Consider the following 18265-nt stretch of genomic DNA (forward strand, 5'->3'; position numbering starts at 1 on the left):
CCGTTCGCTTTCGACCGGCCTGAATCCAAGCTCGCTACAATGCTTGCTGTGTTGCAGTTTCCAGCGCACCTCGCGGTACCACTATTGGCTTGTTACCGTCTATCCAAACGAATACCTTCCCATCCCCTCGACATCTACAAAAAACGAATTCTGAAGAACTTATCTGAATTCGGTGCAGGGCCAATACCGTTAGAAGCCTGGAATTCCACTCGACGAATTTATGCAGGGCCAATATCACATCAAACGGCCGCCGATAGGGGCCGGTTTCATGTACGATTTTGCTGCTGAAACCATATGCTTCCAAAAGCTCATCGAAATCGAATCCTTCCCGCTTGTCCGGGGGGATTGGCTCGAAACTATTGGCAAACATAGGAACCATAAACGTATGGACAGCGGGAAATTTGTCTCGCAAGCACTGATGGATGTTCTTCAGCTGGTTTGCTTCGTAGGACATCTTCATGCGAGGCTCGAACGCCGTCCAACACGCATAGATCATTAGCTCAAAGATTTTCCGGTAATGGATAGCCATCGACTCGACAATTTCGCGTCCCGATAAATCGAACAATGAGACGTATATCTCCGGGTTTGCAATCTTATTGGCCTCTTCGCTGTCCGCGAGCGAGAACAGCCGGTGCACAAATGTGCGACGCGAGACAATTTGTTCCATACATTGCTGATAAGCGATCAGATCAGCGAGCGGTTCGCCAAACCTGGGCTTCTCAAACCTAATCGTTGCTGCCGGAAGAGACATTTTGGTGCCGAAATACTCGACGTCTTCAGGCTCAACTGTAAGGCTCGTTATATCGCCTTCACCATCGATCTCGGCCTTCAGGTCACGCAACGTTCTTGCTCCTGCAGGACCAAACACGCGCAAGATCTCCGCCCACTTTTGATCATTCAAGCGATACCTATCGGTTGTGATGTTGATCCGCTTTCGCGTGTCACTCCTCCTGAAGACGAGAAATCCATCATGCGTGGGAGCTTGCTCCATGCTTACGGAGTGAACTTGACGGATTATGTCGCCCCTTATTGCTGTCATGATCATCCTTCCGGTTGGGCATCACGCAGACATAGCAGCTTTTTCGCTACCTTTGAGGTAGAATGCCACAAACCAGAGGTTCAAGGAGCAAAAGGTAGTGCGCGGCGATGCCGCCACACGAGGTGCGGTCAGGAGAAGCGCAGGCGAATGATCGCGTTCGTGAGTGATCATCCAGAAGAGATCCGGATCATCCAGAAGAGATCCTTTCTTTCCCAATATCTGATCTCCCGTCCATTTCGCTGTCAATACCACCGACATCTCAAGGTTATACCAAATGGAATTCATTCTGGTGCGCCTGCAGCAGCGCAAGCGTCACTCCGCTGAGCGTGATCATGTCTCCTGACCATCATTGATGACGGCACCTACCGATGTATTCGTCGAATGATTGAGCATGTCTGAAATGCTCAGGAAGATGGATTTGTCGAGCTGAAGTACGTCGTTGATGACATTGAAGTCAGTAATCGTATTTGTCCCGAAATTCGGACGAAATACAAACATGTCCGGCCCGGCACCGCCGGTAAGGACGTCGCCGGTGCAGTGGAATCTCGCTGAAACAGGCGACACATTGGGATTTCGGGTCCGGCGCCCTTTCCCGCACCAAGCCGAATGGATTCCTGGCCTTGATGACCCGGCTACTCAATATGCTGAGCATGTTATCGTAAGCGCTCTTCTTCTGGTAGTCCTTCGCGAAGTGGACCACGCCGTCGGACATATCCGTCCAGTTAGATTTGTTCTCGCCGAGGAAAGGGGGCGCCATGCGCTGCTCAAAATTGCTCTTACGTGCGTGTGTTTTGGGAGTCAGTAGTAGCTTCCGCCGACGCAGGCAGATATCAACGAGCCGCAAGTATATGAAGGCTCATGCGAACGCGCCGCATCGCTCGGCGACGATCGCCTTGACGCGTTCCTCTACGGACTTGGCGCCTTCGCCGTCCCGCGCCATTACTGGCAGCGAGATGGCGCCCGCGGCTTTGCGCGTCGCCGCCGTGACGCTCGCCATAGCCTCTTCCGCACGCGCGATGGAAAGCTCGATCGTGCGGGCGAGCGTCAGAAAATCACGTGGCGTGAGCCGTTCGTCCTTCCCGCTCAGCTTTAGCGCCATGCGATCGCTGGCGAGGCCGGGAAAGACCCGCGTGGTGACGGCGTCATAGAGCGGCGCGAACCGGACGCTTTCAAATTGCCGCACGCCGGGCGCGGCGACCCTCAGCAGCGCCAGGTTTTTGAGGTGCATGTCCCCGTCGGCTACCAACCACGCGAACAGTGCGAGCCGGAAGAGAATATCGAGATCGTCGGCGGGATCGGTGGACAGCGGTCGAAGCCCGCGCGCCACGCCCTCGATGGTGCCGTCGTACTTGGCCGACGCGGGCAAGTCGAGCACCGAGCAAAAGTCATCGAGCGCAAGGCGGCGCTTGTCAGTCTTATCTCGCCTGATGTCGAACCGCTCGACGACGAGTGCGGGCGCCATGCGGTCGGGCATGCCGACGAGCGCCGCGTCGGGAACGACGAACCCCGCTGCGCGACCGAGCTCCAGGCATATCCATTCGACGATTGGCAGCGCCTCGAAGCCGGCCGTCCCGGCGGGCTTGAGGATGTGAGTGAACGGCGCGTCGATCGCCGCGATCAGCGCGCCGTCGGACGCCAGGCACATCGGCGCCTTGATTTGCACGCCGGACAGACGAGGCGTTTCCGCGCGCTCAAATAGTTGCGCAAGGTTCTCCTCGAAGCTCTGCTCCAGCTCACCCCTCGACGGGCCGACATAGCGTCCTATGAATTGCCCGCGCTTGGCAAACTTCGCGAGCGGCGCCTGCAGGACGTCGAGCGGCAGGACGTCGAGCTCCTTCTTGGTCGCGACGACCGCGATGTTCGACATGAACCGCTTGCCGTGCCGAATGGCGTCGCGATCATCGCGCTCGTGAAGAACCTGGGCGAGCCAGCCTTCCGGCAAGAGGGACTCCACAAAGGCTGGCAGCTTGCCGGGCGCCGTCTGGCGGACGAGCGGCGGCGCCGTATTTGCCGCGGCCTTCCAGCGCCATTCGAAGCCGTCATGCGTCAGGCGGCCGAGGGGCTGGCCATGCCAGGCCACGATCCGCTCAAGCGCTGCCTTGTTCGTAGCGGCCTTGCCGATCGCCGGGCGTGTCGTCAGGTAGCGCTCGGCGCCCTCGCCCTCGCGATACCATCCGTTCTCGCGAGCCAAAGCCCAGAGCGCGTCCGCCGCCGCTTGTGGTGATCCAAACTCCTCGACCAGCCGCGTGGCCATGTCCGCGCGAAGCTCGTCGGTGATGGCGCTGGCGTGCTCGCTTCGGAGGCGGAAAGCTTCCAGGAACCGCTGGCGCGGCGACGACACCTCGATCCTGATCTCGCCCTGATCGTCGCCTACGATCGCAGGCGCTGTCGACGGATGTGCCGGCGCCTCGTTCTGGACGATTTCGAGAGTGCGAATCCGGGTGCGCTGATCGCGACGTCCGCTGAGGAAAAGCCGACCGTCAGAGGTTGGCTGCAGGAGTGCGGCCGAGGCGGACGAGAGATAAGCGGCCGGGTAGAGATAATGTGCGATGCGCACGGCGTGGGCCAAGACCGCCGTGTCGACATCGGCATTGGCTTGGGCATAAGACCCCGCGGACGATCGCCTGCCGACGCCTGGGCATGGGCGCGTCGCCTGTCAATGGCCTCACCGACCAGGAGGATCGTCACAGACTTCCCCGCACTTCAGATACGCGAAAGTCGTCAAATCGAGCCAGTTTTCAAGGACGATCACGCATTTCAGATGCGCGAAGGTCAGACAACTCCGAACCGGTCGGTTCAGGCGACCAGCCGTGTTCGATAGGCCTCAAGCCGCGCCAGTTGATCCTGCAGACTCGTCCTGCGCCGGCGCGATCAGCGGCAGCATCTGCGGCGTGATCGCCGCACTCTGTTCGGTGATCAGGTTGGCCGGGACGGCCACTTCCTGATGACTGCCCAGGCTTGCCGCCAGATCGGCCAGCACGGGCCTTGCGAACAGGGTGCTCACCTCCACCCCCAGCGACAGCTGCCGCAGACGCGCCATCAGCTGCACCGCCAACAGCGAGTGGACGCCGAGCTCGAAGAAGTGGTCGTGGCGTCCGACCCGCTCGACGCCGAGCAGCTCGGCCCAGATCTGTGCGAGCGCGATCTCGATCTCGCCCTGCGGGGCAGCGTAGCCGGCCCGCGCAAAGGCATCATCGTCCGGAGCCGGCAGCGCGTTGCGGTCCAGCTTGCCGTTCGGCGTCAGCGGCAGCGCCGCGACCCGCACGAGCGCCGACGGCACCATGTAGTCCGGCAGCCGCGCACTGAGGTGCCTGCGCAGCGTGGCGGCCAGATCGGCCTCGGCCCCGTGCTCCGCCGGAACGACATAGCCAACCAGGCGCGGCTCGCCACGACCATCCTGTTGCGCCACCACGACCACCTCGCGCACCAGCGGGTCCTCGGCCAGCCGCGCCGCGATCTCGCCCGGCTCGATCCGGAAGCCGCGAATCTTGACCCGATCGTCATTGCGGCCCAGGAACTCCAGATTGCCGTCCGGCAGATAGCGCGCCAAGTCGCCAGTCCGGTACATCCGCGCGCCGGCCTCGCCGCTGAACGGATCGGCCACGAACCGCTCCGCGGTCAGCTCGGGCCGGTTCAGATAGCCGCGGGCAACGCCGGCGCCGCCGATATGGATCTCCCCCACCGCCCCGAACGGAACGGGCGCGCCATCACCGTCCAGCAGGTAGATCCGCGTGTTGGCGATCGGCCGGCCGATCGGCAGCCGACCGGCTGTCTCGTCGATCGCGGTGATCTCGCAGACCGTCGCAAAGGTCGATGTCTCGGTTGCGCCATAGCAGTGCAACAGACGTTGCGGCCTACACTGGCGCAACACGCGTGCGACCACCGCCACATCGACTGCACCGCCGCCAACCAATAGCAATCGCAAACTCGCCAGCACCGGCGCCAAATGATCGGCGCTCCGGTTGAACAGTCCGGCTGTCAAATGCAGCACGGTGACGCTGTTCTGCTGAACCAGCCTGCACAGGATATCCGGCTGCAGAACGGCAGTGTGTGGAACAACAATCAGGCGTCCACCGTGGAGCAGTGGCGCCCAGACTTCCAGCGTACTGATACTAAAGGCGGGATTGCCCACCCACGCTACCCGATCACTCCAGCTAAACTCCGCATATCCATTGTTGATCACAAGCCGGTTGACGGCACGATGAGGAACAGCAACCGCCTTGGGAACGCCAGTCGACCCCGACGTGTACATCACATAGGCGGTGGCCTCGGCGGCCAATGTCAAGCCTGGATCGGCATCAGATCCCTCTCCAGCGATGATTGGCTCAATGGCCTGAACAGGAATGGCAGCCTCGACCTCGCCGTCACTGTCGGTTGCCGCGAGCACCAGGCGCACAGCACAGTCAATCATCATCCAGCTCTGTCGCGCGGATGGAAGCCCCCGATCGATCGGTACGTAGACCGCGCCTGCCTTCAGAATGGCCAGCTGCGCCACGACAAGGGCGATGGAGCGATCCAACACGGTCGCGACGCGATCCCCCGGCTTGAGTCCAAGCCCAATGAGATGATGCGCCAGCCGGTTCGCCCGGCTGTTGAGCTCGCCATAACTTAAGTCTGTCTCCGCATCGGCCACCGCTACCGCATGCGGCACTTTCCGGACCTCGGTCTCGAACAGCTCATGGATGCACTTATGCGACGGATAGGGCTGAGCCGTTCGGTTCAGTTCCTCCAAGAGGTAGGTGCGCTCTTCACCTGACAACAGCGCAAGCCGTCCCAGCGGCTGCCCTGTATCGGCCATCACGGCGTGCAAGAGATTGTTCAGATGCGTCGTCATCCGCTCGATTTGCGTGGACGCCAGCGGACTTGCATCAAAGTGCCATCGAAAGCTTCCATCGAGCACGCGGATTTCCAACGTCAGCAAATCACCACATGGAGCTGCGTCCGAACTGGCGCGCGAAGCCAGATCACCAGCAGCGGGAGAGCCGATGTCGCTGATGGTGATGCTAATCGGCCAGGGTCGGCAGGACCGTAACATCCCGATCTCCCGCAACGCCGGGCAGCGCGCGATCAGATCCCAGGCAAAACTATCGTGCGCTCTCAGGACGGCGCATTCGGCTGCAACAACCCTGTGCACCTGCGCAAAGTCATGAGCAAGATCAATGGCCACCTCCATTGGAACGACGGAGGCGACCAGCGCCTCACCCGCGTTCAGGCCCGCTTGCGGCCGCTTGGGTGCGGGCTCCCAGCCGAGTTGAAGCTCAGATTCACCCGTGATGCGGGCAAGATAGATCAGGAAAGCAGCTAGTACGCACTCCGCGCGATCGATCGGCACCAATTCGACCAAAGCATCAGGAGACAGCCAAGCGCTCGACTGCCGTCGGGGCGACACTTCTGGTGAAAACGACACAAAGGGAAGCTGCAATGACTTGAACCGCTCAAGCCGCTGTCGCCAAAAGCTCTCCCGAGGCGCCAACATTTCATGGGCAACAGTCATGCGCGCGCACCTCGTCGTCGCTTAGAAATAGCATTGCGAAAACTTCGGCTAGCGCACCTTTACGCCGACAACGTAGCCGTCCTCGCGTTTGGCTTTGATCGAAAGACTGAACGGCAACGTCGGGTCATCGAGGATTGATCCTGAGGAAAACGGCGCTTCGAACAATTCCCCGTAGTTGAAGTTCGCCGTCGTTTTGGCCGGCACGATTCTCACCGGGCTCTGTCCAGTCGGGATGACGGCATCAACGCTATAGACAAGGACACCGTCGCCGGTGGTTGTGCCATCGTGGCCTCGAATCGGCTGTGCAAGTTCGATCGCGTACACTTTCGATGGATTCAACGCACCGTCGGCTGGTACCACAATCATCGAGATTCCTGTGCTGCCTGGCAATGGCGTGAGGACAGTCTCACACTCACCGTGCGCCAGGTACGCCTTGCGCTCGTCTGCAAGCCAGCCAAGTTTGTGGCGATGCCAGCCGATCAGCGAAGTCCCCCGAAAGATATCGCACATGATGTCCCAGGAGCCGGTCGTAAATCGCGGTGGCTCGAAGTTATAGAGATCAGGCAACCCGAGGGTGTGGCACACCTCATGACACAGGTTCATGTGGGTGTTGGTATAGCTGTCCTTGCCGAAGGTCACGCCCCAACGAACGGGCCCCGTTGGAGTCACAGGTGCATTGATCGGCGTGGCGATAAATGTTGGTGAACTAGCAATCCCGTCGGTCTTCGCGCCAACGACAAGCAACAGGGGGTGGGTTCGGACATCGAGTTCTGGGAAAAGTGCTGCGGCGTCTGACATATAGTCTTTGTGCTGCTGGAAGGTAAAACGTTGGTTGGCGCCGGTGTAGCTGGTGGCGGGCTTAGGCATGCGCCGCCAGCCAGGAATTCTGGCAATCTCGAAGGTGAGGCGCCCGTACGATTGGTCCCTAAACCATTTCTCGGCCTTACCGTATCCGGTGAGATGATCGGCTATCCCGTCCGTGCCGCTGATATCGCCGGGTGCGTCGGCGAAGTCCACAAAGACCATCATCGCTCTCAGCGAGCCAATAGCTGGGAGGCTTCGAGGGTCCGTCTGACCTTCGCTCAAATAGATATTCCACTTTCGGTCAAGAACCGGGATTCGGTCCGGCCCGGCGAATCGCGCTGGGCCTCCGGACATCACCGGAAGCCACGCTGAAACTCCAAGGGCTAACACATGACGACGCGTGATCTCTGACATGCTTGTCTCGAAGTCGCCTCCAGTCCGGGCCTGACATTGCCCAGACTTCATTTTGAACTTGTCGAAGGGCAGAGCGTCATCTTGAGCGCGCTGTTCTGTGCAGCGCGGTCGGAGATTTGTCCGATCTCTCGCGATGAAGCTGCAACAAGCTTGAGTGCTTGTGCGAGGAGGGATTATAGAAGTGAACCGAGCTCACGCTCCTCCCAATTATGGTAGGGAGCTGCGATCCGGCTTCCGATATTCTTCCATTCAAACCGATGAATCGCTCGCAACCGAAACCGCCGCACCGCGTGGAGAATGACGGGTCGGTTCGAACAATGGCGAGACGCCCTCAGAAACACCGTGGCACTTCGCCCAGGCGGGAAGGAAGATGAGAGGTAAAGACCGGAGGGCGATCATGAATACAGTATTGGCAGGTCACGTGCGCGCGGGGGCATCTAATGTCTCGCTGAACGGTCTGGATGCAAGCGAGGTCAAGCCACCACAAGATGGCAGCAATGGCCTTACTTCGAGCAGTTGCGAAGGCAAGATCGCGGCCACTATTGTAGACATCGTCTCTACGGTCCGATTGGTCCATGACATCGTCATGCGCTTGAGCTGTTAGCGCATCCGCCTCCTCGACATACAGAGAGACCTAGGCGGAGGGCGATGCCTAGTGGAACGACTATTGCAGTGGGCGTTATGTCGAGAAGATGCTCGCAGCCCGCCCCCAGCATCTTGGAAAGCGTCCTTCTGCGCAGCTTGTCGCCACGGATTGGCCATCGCTCTACGTCTTCACCCCGCCTCAATGTGCAGCGTCAGCATCAATGCGACGAGCTGCAGGCCTCACGGAGGGAGAACGACTGGCTCATCTTTCAAGGAATTGGGGTTAGGCAGAACGCAAAGCACCGTGAGGTTCATAGATCGGCCAACATCTGCAATAAGAGAGTACCGGTCGAGGCAAGAGCCTCGGGCTTACGTGCAAATTGAAATGTGGAGACGTGGGGTTGCGAACAGATTTTTCGCGTATCAATCAGGATAAAGCTGTCTTCGATGACATCTATGCTTCGGATGATCCAAGAGCGTATTTCTCCGTCCTGGGAGGCCTGGATTACATGATCCCGGATGTGGCTGAGCCGGTCGTGCGCCAGATTCTGGCAGCGAAAGCCTCGACAACCAGCGTCAAGCCGATCGTGCTTGATGTCGGCTGTTCATATGGCATCAACGCGGCGGTGCATCGGTTTCCACTGACTTTCGGCGGCTTGCGTCACCGCTATGCCCGGCGCGAGATGAGGGCGATCAGTTCCGAAACACTGGTGCGTCTCGATCGCAATTTTTATTCGGCTTGGCCTGACGTTGGACTTGCGCGGTTTATCGGTCTCGATGTATCAGCACCGGCCGTCAGCTATGCAACGGGCGTTGGTCTCCTTGAGCAAGGTATTGTCGCCGACCTTGAAAAGGAACCGCTTTCGACGGAAAGCGCGCGTATTCTCCGCCCTACCGATGTCATCATGTCAACGGGCTGCATCGGCTACGTCACCGAGAAGACGTTCAGTAAAATTCTCGATGCGACAGAGAAACGTCCATGGATCATCTCTTTCGTGCTGCGGATGTTTCCTTATGATTCCTTGGCTGCGACGTTCGCGAAGCGTGGTCTTGTGACGGAACGTCTGACTGGCGCGACATTTATTCAGCGTCGATTTCGCGATGCTGAAGAATTTGAAAGGACTTTGGCCACGTTGGCGGCTCTTGGCATCGATGCGACCGGACTGGAATCGGAAGGTCTGTTCCATGCGGATCTGATCTTGTCCCGCCCTGAATCGGATGCACGCGCCGCTCCCCTGGAAGACATTGTCACCGTCGCCAGCGGTCGAGGCCGGCCAATCGGGCCGCGTTACGTTCACGTTGGAGGCGACGAGGGTTTGCAGATCGCACTGGAGCCTTGAGACGTTCGTGTTTTCGCAGATAGCCGCACGTGCGCCTCCGGAATGGCGCACCGAAGTGGATCATGCTCCCTCCTTTCGAGGTTGGAGCATGATGAGGCCTGACTGCGCGGCTGCGACAAGCGTTTCCGCCATGCACGGCGGTACCGGGTCCGGGCGGGAGGCGCGCATCGAGCAGCGCGCGAGGAGATTGGCCTGCACCCTGTCCAGGCCTGGCTGTGATTCCGTGCACATTTTGCCATTGAGGCGTATGGCGCGCCCCAAGACGCGTTCATTCGCCTGGCGCCTGCAAGGGCGCCCTCGCCTGCATATCCCATGAGCTCGCGGTAACGGCGAGTGCGGGCCGCCTCGAGCATTGGGCAGGCACTTTGTTCGGCACGGACCCTTCTGGCAGCGCGACGCGACCTATTCTCACGAGCGGCTCTCAAGGGGCTTGAATCGCACGTAACGTGAGTTTGTATCATCACGCAGGTAAGGCGGCGGACCACGTCCGACCGTTGGTCACTTCCTGACGCATGATGAGAATAGTGAACCTCACAGACTTTCGAACCTGCATCGCGACACTCTGTTCTGATGCCCGTGCACTTCCCACACGGCCAAGCGGTCACCACGCGCGGACCGCCGGTCCGACCGCCGCTCGGGCGACTCGGGCATCTGACATCGGAGCGCGGCATTCTCGCATCGAGGCGGGGCTTGAACGCAAGCTTGCCCATCGCACGATGTCCAATGGAGGACGCGAGATTGGAAAGCACGCCAGCCGCTCGTGCAGCTAAGAACGACTCGGCGTCTCTTACGCGCTGGTGTCGTATCCGACAGCATGAACAATATCGTAGATCACACCGACAGAGGATAGAAGTGAACCACAAGCAGCGAACCAACGGGTCGTCGCGCCCCACAGCGCGTCGCTATACAATTGCTCTTTTTGGCGTTGCGATGACGACAGCTTTGTGCTGCGGAAGTGCAGGTGCACGAGATCGGCCGGTCCCAGCGGAGGCGCGACAGGCGTGCACACCGGATGCGTTTCGCCTCTGCGGCGCCCACATTCCTGATGAGGACGCCGTCGCGGCCTGTCTCAAAGCCAATATCCACCGCTTGAGCGTGCCATGTCGCCAAATCATCTCGGTTCGGGATGCTGCCACAGGAAATGGCGGCCCGAGATGAGGTATGCGCGACAGCTGGTTTCGCTTGATCGTATTCGTGCCGCGACACGTGCGCGTGGCGTCGCCTTAGACCGCTCCGATCAACGGTTGTGACACGTGACGCGGGGCTGACAGGACGATCGTCGCGCTCAAGCGCAACGTCTGTGGTCGGGCAACCAAGCAGCGGAAAGTACGGGAATGCGCGAACTGCCTTTTGATACCGTTCTGATCGCCAATAGGGGGGAGATCGCGGTTCGTATCATCAAGACCCTTCGCAAGCTCGGGCTTCGTTCTGCGATCGTCTACCACGACATTGATGCCGGCACGCTTGCGGTCTCTATGGCCGATGCAGCCATCGCGATCGATGGTCGTACGCCGATTGCTGCCTATCTCGACATCCCGCAGATTATCGCCGCCGCCCGAAAAGCGAACGCTGGTGCACTGCACCCAGGCTATGGATTTCTGTCGGAGAACGCGGAGTTCGCCAGGGCCGTTACGAGCGCCGGCATCACATTCATCGGACCTGCCCCCGAAAGCATCGAGCTGATGGGCGACAAAATCCGGGCTCGGAACTTCGTACAGCGGCACGGGTTTCCGGTCGCTCCTTGCGCCATCGAGGAAGATGATCCAACGACCTTCGTGCGCAGAGCCGGGGCCATGGGAGCCCCTTTGGTCGTAAAGCCTTCCGCGGCCGGTGGCGGCAAGGGCATGCAGATTGTGCGCGACACCGGCGCCCTGGAGGACGCAATTGCCCAGGCGCGCAGCGAGGCGCAACGCTACTTCGCAGATGGGCGGCTTTATGTCGAACGATATATCGAAAGCCCGCGTCATATCGAAGTCCAGGTGCTCGGCGACGCCTTCGGAAACGTTACCCATCTGTTCGAGCGGGAGTGCTCGATCCAGCGTCGGTTCCAGAAGGTCATCGAAGAGGCGCCCGCGCCGGGGCTGTCGTCGGAGTTGCGTCAACGGGTCTGCGATGCCGCCGTCGGCATCGCCCGTGCAGCCAACTATCACAGTGCAGGCACTGTCGAATTCATCCTTGGCGGAGAAGAGTTCCATTTTCTGGAAATGAATACGCGTTTGCAAGTTGAGCATCCCGTGACCGAGATGATCACCGGCGTTGATCTTGTTGCCGAACAGATCCACATCGCTGCGGGCCGCCCACTGAGATTGGCACAATCGGACATTGTGCCGAACGGACACGCCATCGAAGCCAGGTTATGTGCAGAAGCGCCGGAGCGCGGATATGCGCCGACAACAGGTAAGGTGCTTGTGCTCGACTACCCCGACGGCGACGGTATACGCATCGACAGTGGCCTTTCGCGAGGTCAGAAGGTCACGACAGCATTCGACCCCTTGCTCGCCAAGATCATCGTGCATTCCCCCTCCCGTATCGAGACTGCGCAAAAGGCGCATCGCGCGATGCGGGACTTGGTGCTTCTCGGTTGCGCAACCAACGCAAGCTTCCTTGCCCGAATCCTCGCGGACGACGGATTTCTGCATGGACACATCCACACGGGTTATCTTGAGGAACATCCGCATATCGCCGCAGGCGACCCCCGGGCCGACTTGTCGGCCTTCCTGGTAGCAGGCGCCCTGCTGACCGGACCGGTCCGCGAATCGGCAGATGCCGTGTCCGACCTTCACGCGGCGCTGGGCAGTTGGAGAAACTAACGTGAATCACTCTTTTGAGGTCGATGGCGTCGAATACCAGCTATGGCTGTCACGCTGCCGAGAGGACTACCGTCTCTGCTTGCATGACAGGGTGATTGCGCCGGTCGCGTTCTCCCATCGCGGTGACGGCTGCGGTGTTGTCATTATTGCGGGTGAAAGCCGGCCCATCAGGTTCGCCATTGATGGCGAAACCATTCACGTGCACATGAGTGGCGAAACGCGCAGTTTGCATTACCGCGACCCATTGCGAACGCTTGCCACGTCGAAGCAGGAGATAAACCAAGCCGTCGCTCGCGCGCCAATGCCGGGCGTCGTCATTGGCGCCCGGGTTTCGCCTGGTCAGGCCGTTTTTGCCGGGACGGCCCTGATGACGATCGAGAGCATGAAGTTGGAGACCGTCATACGTTCTCCGCAAGATGGCATTGTCGAGCGTATTCACTTCAAGGAGGGCGAGAGCTTTGAGCAGGATGCTGTACTGGTTACGCTCCTAGAGGAGCGGACCTGAAATGCAGCAGCTCTCGTCTCTGGTGGATGTCAATTCGGAAGACTATCGGCTCAACGAAGTTCATAACAGGCGACTTGCAAAAGAATTGGAGGAGCGCCAGCATGCCGCCCGCTTCGCGCGTCCGATGCGGGATCTTGAGCGTCTCAAGCGGCAAAACAAGCTGTTTGTGCGTGATCGGATCGAGGCTTTGCTTGACCCGGAAACCCCGTTCCTCGAGCTTTCGACGCTGGCGGCTACCAAAGCCTATGATGGTGAGGTGCCCGGTGCCGCTCAGGTCGTTGGGATCGGCATTGTCGCGGGCCGAGAGGTCGTCATCCACGCAGATGACGCTAGCGTCAAAGGCGGGGCGTGGTATCCGCTATCGGTCAAGAAGATCGTGCGGGCCTTGGACATCGCGATGGAGAATTGCCTGCCGGTCGTTCATTTGTGCGACTGTGCCGGCGGCTTCTTGCCCTTACAGGCGGAGTTCTTTGCTGATCGCTATCACGCGGGTCGAATCTTGCGCAATCAGTCCATTCTTTCAAAGATGGGAGTACCGCAGGTCGGTATAGCCATGGGCCATTGCAGCGCCGGCGGCGCATACGTCCCGGCGCTTAGCGACTACAACATCATTGTTGAGGGCACGGGAGCGATCTTTCTGGGCGGTCCTCCGGTCGTCAAAGCTGCCACCGGTGCAGAGATTTCCGCCGAAGAACTCGGCGGCGCTCACTTGCATACCGGCGTATCGGGGACGAGCGACTATCTTGCAAGTTCGGAGCTGCATGCGATTGCAATTGCCCGAGACATCGTCGCTCGCTTGAGTGATCCTGTAAAAGCCCCGATCAACCGGGCCGCTCCGGAGCCGCCCGCCTATAGTGCATCCGAACTGTACGGTATTCTTCCGAGGGATCCTCGGACGCAATTCGATATGCGGGAGATCATCGCCCGTCTGGTTGATGGCAGCCGGTTCCACGAATATAAGCCACGTTATGGCGAGACTCTTGTGTGCGGCTTCGCGCGTCTGCATGGCTATCAGGTTGGGATCCTCGCAAACAACGGTGTGCTGTTGAGCGAAAGCGCACTGAAAGGCGCTCACTTCATCCAATTGTGCGACAAGTCTCGAACGCCTCTGCTCTTTTTGCAGAATACGACCGGCTTTATGGTGGGCCGCGACTACGAACGGCGTGGCATAACCAAGGACGGCGCCAAGCTGATCATGGCCGTCTCCGGGGCGTCGGTGCCGAAATTCACAATCGTCTGTAACGCCTCCCACGGAGCTGGAACCTACGCTATGGCGGGACGGGCTTTCGATCCGCGTTTTGTGTTCACGTGGCCGCAGTCTCAGATTTCGGCGATGGGCGCCGAGCAGGCAGCAGGCGTGCTCACACATGTCAAGGCAAGACAGCTGGCCCGCCACGATGGGCACCTCTCCACGGAGGATTTGGCAGCCATTCGTCAGCCGATCCTGGAAGAATATCGGGAGCGGTCAAGCGCGTATTATGCGACATCCGAGTTGTGGGATGACGGCATTCTTGATCCGGTCGATACCAGAAACGCGCTTGCAATCGTTCTGAGTGCCTCGCTCAACAGCCCAATCACCTCGCCGCATTACGGCGTACTCCGAATGTGACGTCCTGCCGATTTGGATAGGTTGCGAGCACGAGAGAAGACTCGCAAAGGCGCCGCGCCCCGATGAAATGCCAAAGCGCCTCTGCCGCGAGTAGGTCAAGAGAGCTGGTCGTCGTCTGTGCATCTGTTGGTGGAGTGACGGTGATCACCAATTCGGTTACCGCCTTCTCCCTGAAAATCCCGCTCATTGCACGAGATGTTCGTTCCGCCGATCGGCAGATCAAGCTCGCGGATTTCGATCTATTCGCCCCCTTCGTAGAACAGCTCGAGGGGCAGGCCGACCAGCGATTTGCCGATCCAATCCCGGGCAATGATGTTCGAGGGTCCCATCGCGATGGCTGCACGCGCGTCGCGGAACGCGCGCTCGATCGGCCCACGGTGATAGCCGTAGCCACCCGTCACTGTCAGTGCCGTCGCAGCGACTTTGTTCGCGACTTCGGCGGCATGGACCTTGAACTCGGTCAGCGGGATCAGGATTTCGCTCTGCGGCTTGCCAGCGCGCCACAGCGCGTCAAGCCTTGCGGCCAGTTCGAGACGCCACGGCCGCAGCGTCTCGACGAGCACCTTGGCCGCACCGAGCTCCTGACGAATTGCTTGGTAGTCCGAGAGACTCTTGTTCCGGTCCTTATGCACGAAGCTCGTGGTGTGCGCGACCGCCGCGCTCAAGGCGCCGCGGGCCACCCCTTCCCAGACCGCGCCGAGCCCGATCAGATAGACTGGTGATACGCCGTTATAGATGATTTCCTTGCCCTGCCCTTCAGTGCCAATCCGATCCCGTCGCGGTACCCGCACGTTCGTGTAGCGGATGGGGCCCGAGTGATTGCCACGCACGCCGAGGGCATCCCAAGGCTTCGCTTCTATACCCGCAGACTTGCCGTCAACAATGAAGAAGACGATATCGGCCTGGTCCTTGGCGCCGGGCGTGCGCGTCTGCACCACATAGAAGTCGGCCTGACCGGAACTCGTTGTGAAGGATTTCTCGGCATTGACCCGATAGTCCTCACCGTCACGCGAGGCTTCAGACAAATTATACCACCAGTGTCCGCCGGTGGCGCGTTCACTGGTCGAATAGGTGCCAAGCAGGCCGCCATTGCGGGTCTTGAGCCAGCGCTCCTTCTGATCATCGCTGCCGAACAGATTGATGGTCTGCGCCGCACCGACATGCATGATGTAGACGAGGCCGGTCGACGCGTCGGCTTGTCCGATGCGGTAAGCGGCTTCCGCAAAATCGACATGACCAAGCCCAAGTCCGCCAAACCGCGGCTCGTTCAGCACGCCGGTCCAACCAGCCTCCGCCAACGCCGTTAGATTTTCCCTGGGAAAGCGGCTTTCCAGATCGTTACGATCGGCGTTGACCTTTACGGTCGTATCGATCGCGGCATCCAGCCGGGAATAGACGTCCTGATCGATCTTGCGCGCCAGATTTTCGTTAGCCATGTCCTTCTCCCCTGTGTTGATCAATGTCCAGCAATGGCGCGGGTGAGCGGTTTCTCGCCGACATCCGTTTGCTGTGAACCGCCGAGGTAAAGTGCCTTGATGTCATCGCGGTTGCGCAACGCGACGGATGCGCCGGACAGCACGCTGCGGCCGTTCTCAAGGACGACCGCATGATCGGAAAAGCGCAGCGCGACCGTCGAATTCTGTTCGGCGACGAGGATCGAGAGACCCTGTTCGCGGTTGAGCTGCTTCAGCGCACGGAAAATGCCTTCGACCACGAGTGGCGCGAGCCCCATCGACGGCTCGTCGAGCACCAGCAGTCGCGGCCGCGACATCAGCGCGCGGCCGATCGCGGTCATCTGCTGCTCGCCACCCGAGGTGAGCCCGGAGATTGTCTTGCGATGGTCCTTCAACCGCGGAAAGAGCTCATAGATATCGTCGAGACCGGCGCGGATCTCGCGAGATTTTGCGTCGCGGCCGATCGCGCCAGTGATCAGATTCTCTTCCACCGTTAGCGATGGGAAGCAACGCCGGCCTTCAAGGACCGGAACAATCCCGCCTCGGATCAGTTTCGCGGGCGATGCGGATGCAATGTCGCGGCCCTGAAAAACAATGCGTCCGGCGGCCACCTGGCCCCGCCGCGCCGGCAGCAGCGCCGAGACTGCCTGCAGCGTCGTCGACTTGCCGGCGCCATTTGCGCCGAGCACGGCAACGATCTCGCCGGGCCGAACCGCGAACGATACGTCATTCACGGCACGAATGGCGCGATTGTAGGTTGCGGCCAATCGCTCGACTGAAAGCAGAACGTCACTCATGCCTGACCCATTGATCTGAACCTGCGGGAGCCTCTGCTCCCGTAGGTATTGAGCGTCGCGTTTACGCTACTGGCCCACCGGATCGTCACCGGAGGTACGGATCTTGATGGCGTGCTCCTTCGCATAGGCCGTCGACGATTTCTCGATGATCGGGCGGAGGAACGCCCAGTCGGGCGCGATCCAGTCCGAGACGACCTTCCACTTGCTACCGTCCCACTGCTGGAAGGTGACCCGGCCGTCGCCTTCATGATTGTCCCAGGTGACGTTGATCGAGTGGAACAGGCCCTTGGCGCCCAACGCCTCCACCCGTGCCGGATCGAGTTGCAGGTGCTCAAAGCCCCAACGGACCTCGTCGCCGTTCAAGGTACGCTTACCGAACTTTGCCTGCGCAATCCGGACCGCTTCGACGTTGAGGATTCCGTTTACGATCCCAAGGTTGTGATAGACACTGCCGATCCGCTTCTTATCGTCGAGATTGCCCTTGTTCGCGCCATAGACGGTCTTGATCACCTCCTGCAGCACCGGATATTCGGCGCCAGAGGCCTGGGTCGTGATTGCAATGTAACCCTTGGCCGCATCGCCGGCGGGGATGACGTCCTCCTCGGAATTGGACCATACATTGCCGATGATGTGGTCAGCGGGGAAGCCGACCTTCTGCGCGGTTTTCAGGGCCACCGGGTTCATCACGCCCCAGCCGCGCAGCACCACATAATCCGGCTTCGCCCGACGGATCGAGAGCCATTGCGATTGCTGCTCATTGCCGGGATGCGGCACCTCGATCTGCTCGAGGCCAAACCCGTATTTGTCCGCCAGCAGCTTGTAGATCGGAATCGTCTCCTTGCCGTAGGGCGAACCATGATAGAGCACGGCAATCTTCTTGCCCTTCAGCTGGTCCGGACCGCCCTCCCTTGAGGCAATGTAGTTCACGATGCCGGAGGTCTCGCTGTAGGGATTGAGCAGCAGCGGAAACACGTAAGGGAATATACGGCCATCGGTCGAATCGGTACGACCGTGATTGATGGTGATCAGCGGCACCTTGTCCTTGGTGATGCGGTCGATCATGGCATAGGCAATGCCGACCGACAGCGGATTCCAGGCTGCGATTCCTGGGCGGCTCTTCAGCCGCTCATAGACTTCGATGCCACGCTCGACCTCGTACTGGGTCTCGCCTTCATCCCAGGTCAGCTTCACGCCGTTGACGCCACCATCCCGGGTGTTGACCAGATTGAGATAGTCGATGAAGCCCCCGAAGAACCCGGTGCCGCCCGCGGCATAGGGGCCAACGCGATAGCTCTGGAGCGGGAAAAACTGTTCGTCGGCGTGCGCCGCCAACGTACCGGTTAGACCGACGACGAGCGCCGCGCCCACCGTCACCTTCAAACGTCTCAACATGTTCATTGCAAGCTCCTTTTGA

General features: G+C 59.9%; 14 protein-coding genes. 5 read left to right on the forward strand and 9 right to left on the reverse strand.

Translation table 11 applies throughout. The features are described 5' to 3' along the window. Positions 1-34: 34 nt before the first annotated feature. From I3J27_RS33170 to I3J27_RS33195, 6 genes are all read right to left on the reverse strand, one after another. Complete coding sequence (locus I3J27_RS33170) at positions 35-901, reverse strand: hypothetical protein (protein WP_270163091.1); 867 nt, start codon at positions 899-901, stop codon at positions 35-37. Positions 902-1060: 159 nt separating this feature from the next. Then, entirely contained in the window at positions 1061-1324 is a 264-nt protein-coding gene (locus I3J27_RS33175) for a hypothetical protein (protein ID WP_270163092.1), read from the reverse strand. Between the two features lie 45 nt (positions 1325-1369). Then, positions 1370-1603: a hypothetical protein gene (locus I3J27_RS33180; RefSeq protein ID WP_270163093.1), complete on the reverse strand. Its 234-nt coding sequence runs from the start codon at positions 1601-1603 to the stop codon at positions 1370-1372. A gap of 292 nt (positions 1604-1895) precedes the next feature. Next, positions 1896-3608: a HipA domain-containing protein gene (locus I3J27_RS33185; RefSeq protein ID WP_306417035.1), complete on the reverse strand. Its 1713-nt coding sequence runs from the start codon at positions 3606-3608 to the stop codon at positions 1896-1898. A gap of 255 nt (positions 3609-3863) precedes the next feature. Continuing rightward, the gene (locus I3J27_RS33190) at positions 3864-6533 is read right to left on the reverse strand and encodes a non-ribosomal peptide synthetase (protein ID WP_270163094.1); all 2670 of its coding nucleotides are present in this window, start codon (positions 6531-6533) and stop codon (positions 3864-3866) included. Positions 6534-6581: 48 nt separating this feature from the next. After that, positions 6582-7751, reverse strand: coding sequence for a metallopeptidase domain-containing protein (locus I3J27_RS33195; protein ID WP_270163095.1), 1170 nt, complete (start codon positions 7749-7751; stop codon positions 6582-6584). A gap of 397 nt (positions 7752-8148) precedes the next feature. Here I3J27_RS33195 and I3J27_RS33200 point away from each other — a divergent pair, with 397 nt between their 5' ends. From I3J27_RS33200 to I3J27_RS33220, 5 genes are all read left to right on the forward strand, one after another. Next, positions 8149-8355 carry a hypothetical protein gene (locus I3J27_RS33200; RefSeq protein WP_270163096.1) on the forward strand — a complete coding sequence of 69 codons (207 nt, stop codon included), beginning with the start codon at positions 8149-8151 and terminating at the stop codon, positions 8353-8355. A 382-nt stretch (positions 8356-8737) separates the two neighbouring features. After that, positions 8738-9676 carry a class I SAM-dependent methyltransferase gene (locus tag I3J27_RS33205; protein WP_270163097.1) on the forward strand — a complete coding sequence of 313 codons (939 nt, stop codon included), beginning with the start codon at positions 8738-8740 and terminating at the stop codon, positions 9674-9676. 1334 nt (positions 9677-11010) lie between these two features. Continuing rightward, positions 11011-12486: an acetyl-CoA carboxylase biotin carboxylase subunit gene (locus tag I3J27_RS33210; protein WP_270163098.1), complete on the forward strand. Its 1476-nt coding sequence runs from the start codon at positions 11011-11013 to the stop codon at positions 12484-12486. Position 12487: 1 nt separating this feature from the next. Continuing rightward, complete coding sequence (locus I3J27_RS33215) at positions 12488-12991, forward strand: acyl-CoA carboxylase biotin carboxyl carrier protein subunit (protein ID WP_270163099.1); 504 nt, start codon at positions 12488-12490, stop codon at positions 12989-12991. Position 12992: 1 nt separating this feature from the next. Further along, entirely contained in the window at positions 12993-14600 is a 1608-nt protein-coding gene (locus tag I3J27_RS33220) for an acyl-CoA carboxylase subunit beta (protein WP_270163100.1), read from the forward strand. 239 nt (positions 14601-14839) lie between these two features. Here the strand turns inward: I3J27_RS33220 and I3J27_RS33225 are convergent, their stop codons facing one another. The 3 genes from I3J27_RS33225 to I3J27_RS33235 form a co-directional block, all read right to left on the reverse strand. Then, positions 14840-16036 (reverse strand): acyl-CoA dehydrogenase family protein, encoded by a 1197-nt coding sequence (locus I3J27_RS33225; RefSeq protein ID WP_270163101.1) that lies wholly within the window; start codon positions 16034-16036, stop codon positions 14840-14842. 20 nt (positions 16037-16056) lie between these two features. Next, positions 16057-16851: an ABC transporter ATP-binding protein gene (locus I3J27_RS33230; RefSeq protein WP_270163102.1), complete on the reverse strand. Its 795-nt coding sequence runs from the start codon at positions 16849-16851 to the stop codon at positions 16057-16059. A gap of 66 nt (positions 16852-16917) precedes the next feature. Next, positions 16918-18249 carry an ABC transporter substrate-binding protein gene (locus tag I3J27_RS33235; RefSeq protein WP_270163103.1) on the reverse strand — a complete coding sequence of 444 codons (1332 nt, stop codon included), beginning with the start codon at positions 18247-18249 and terminating at the stop codon, positions 16918-16920. Positions 18250-18265 lie beyond the last annotated feature (16 nt).

The sequence above is a fragment of the Bradyrhizobium xenonodulans genome, from assembly GCF_027594865.1.
In the GTDB taxonomy this organism is placed as follows: Bacteria; Pseudomonadota; Alphaproteobacteria; order Rhizobiales; family Xanthobacteraceae; genus Bradyrhizobium; species Bradyrhizobium xenonodulans.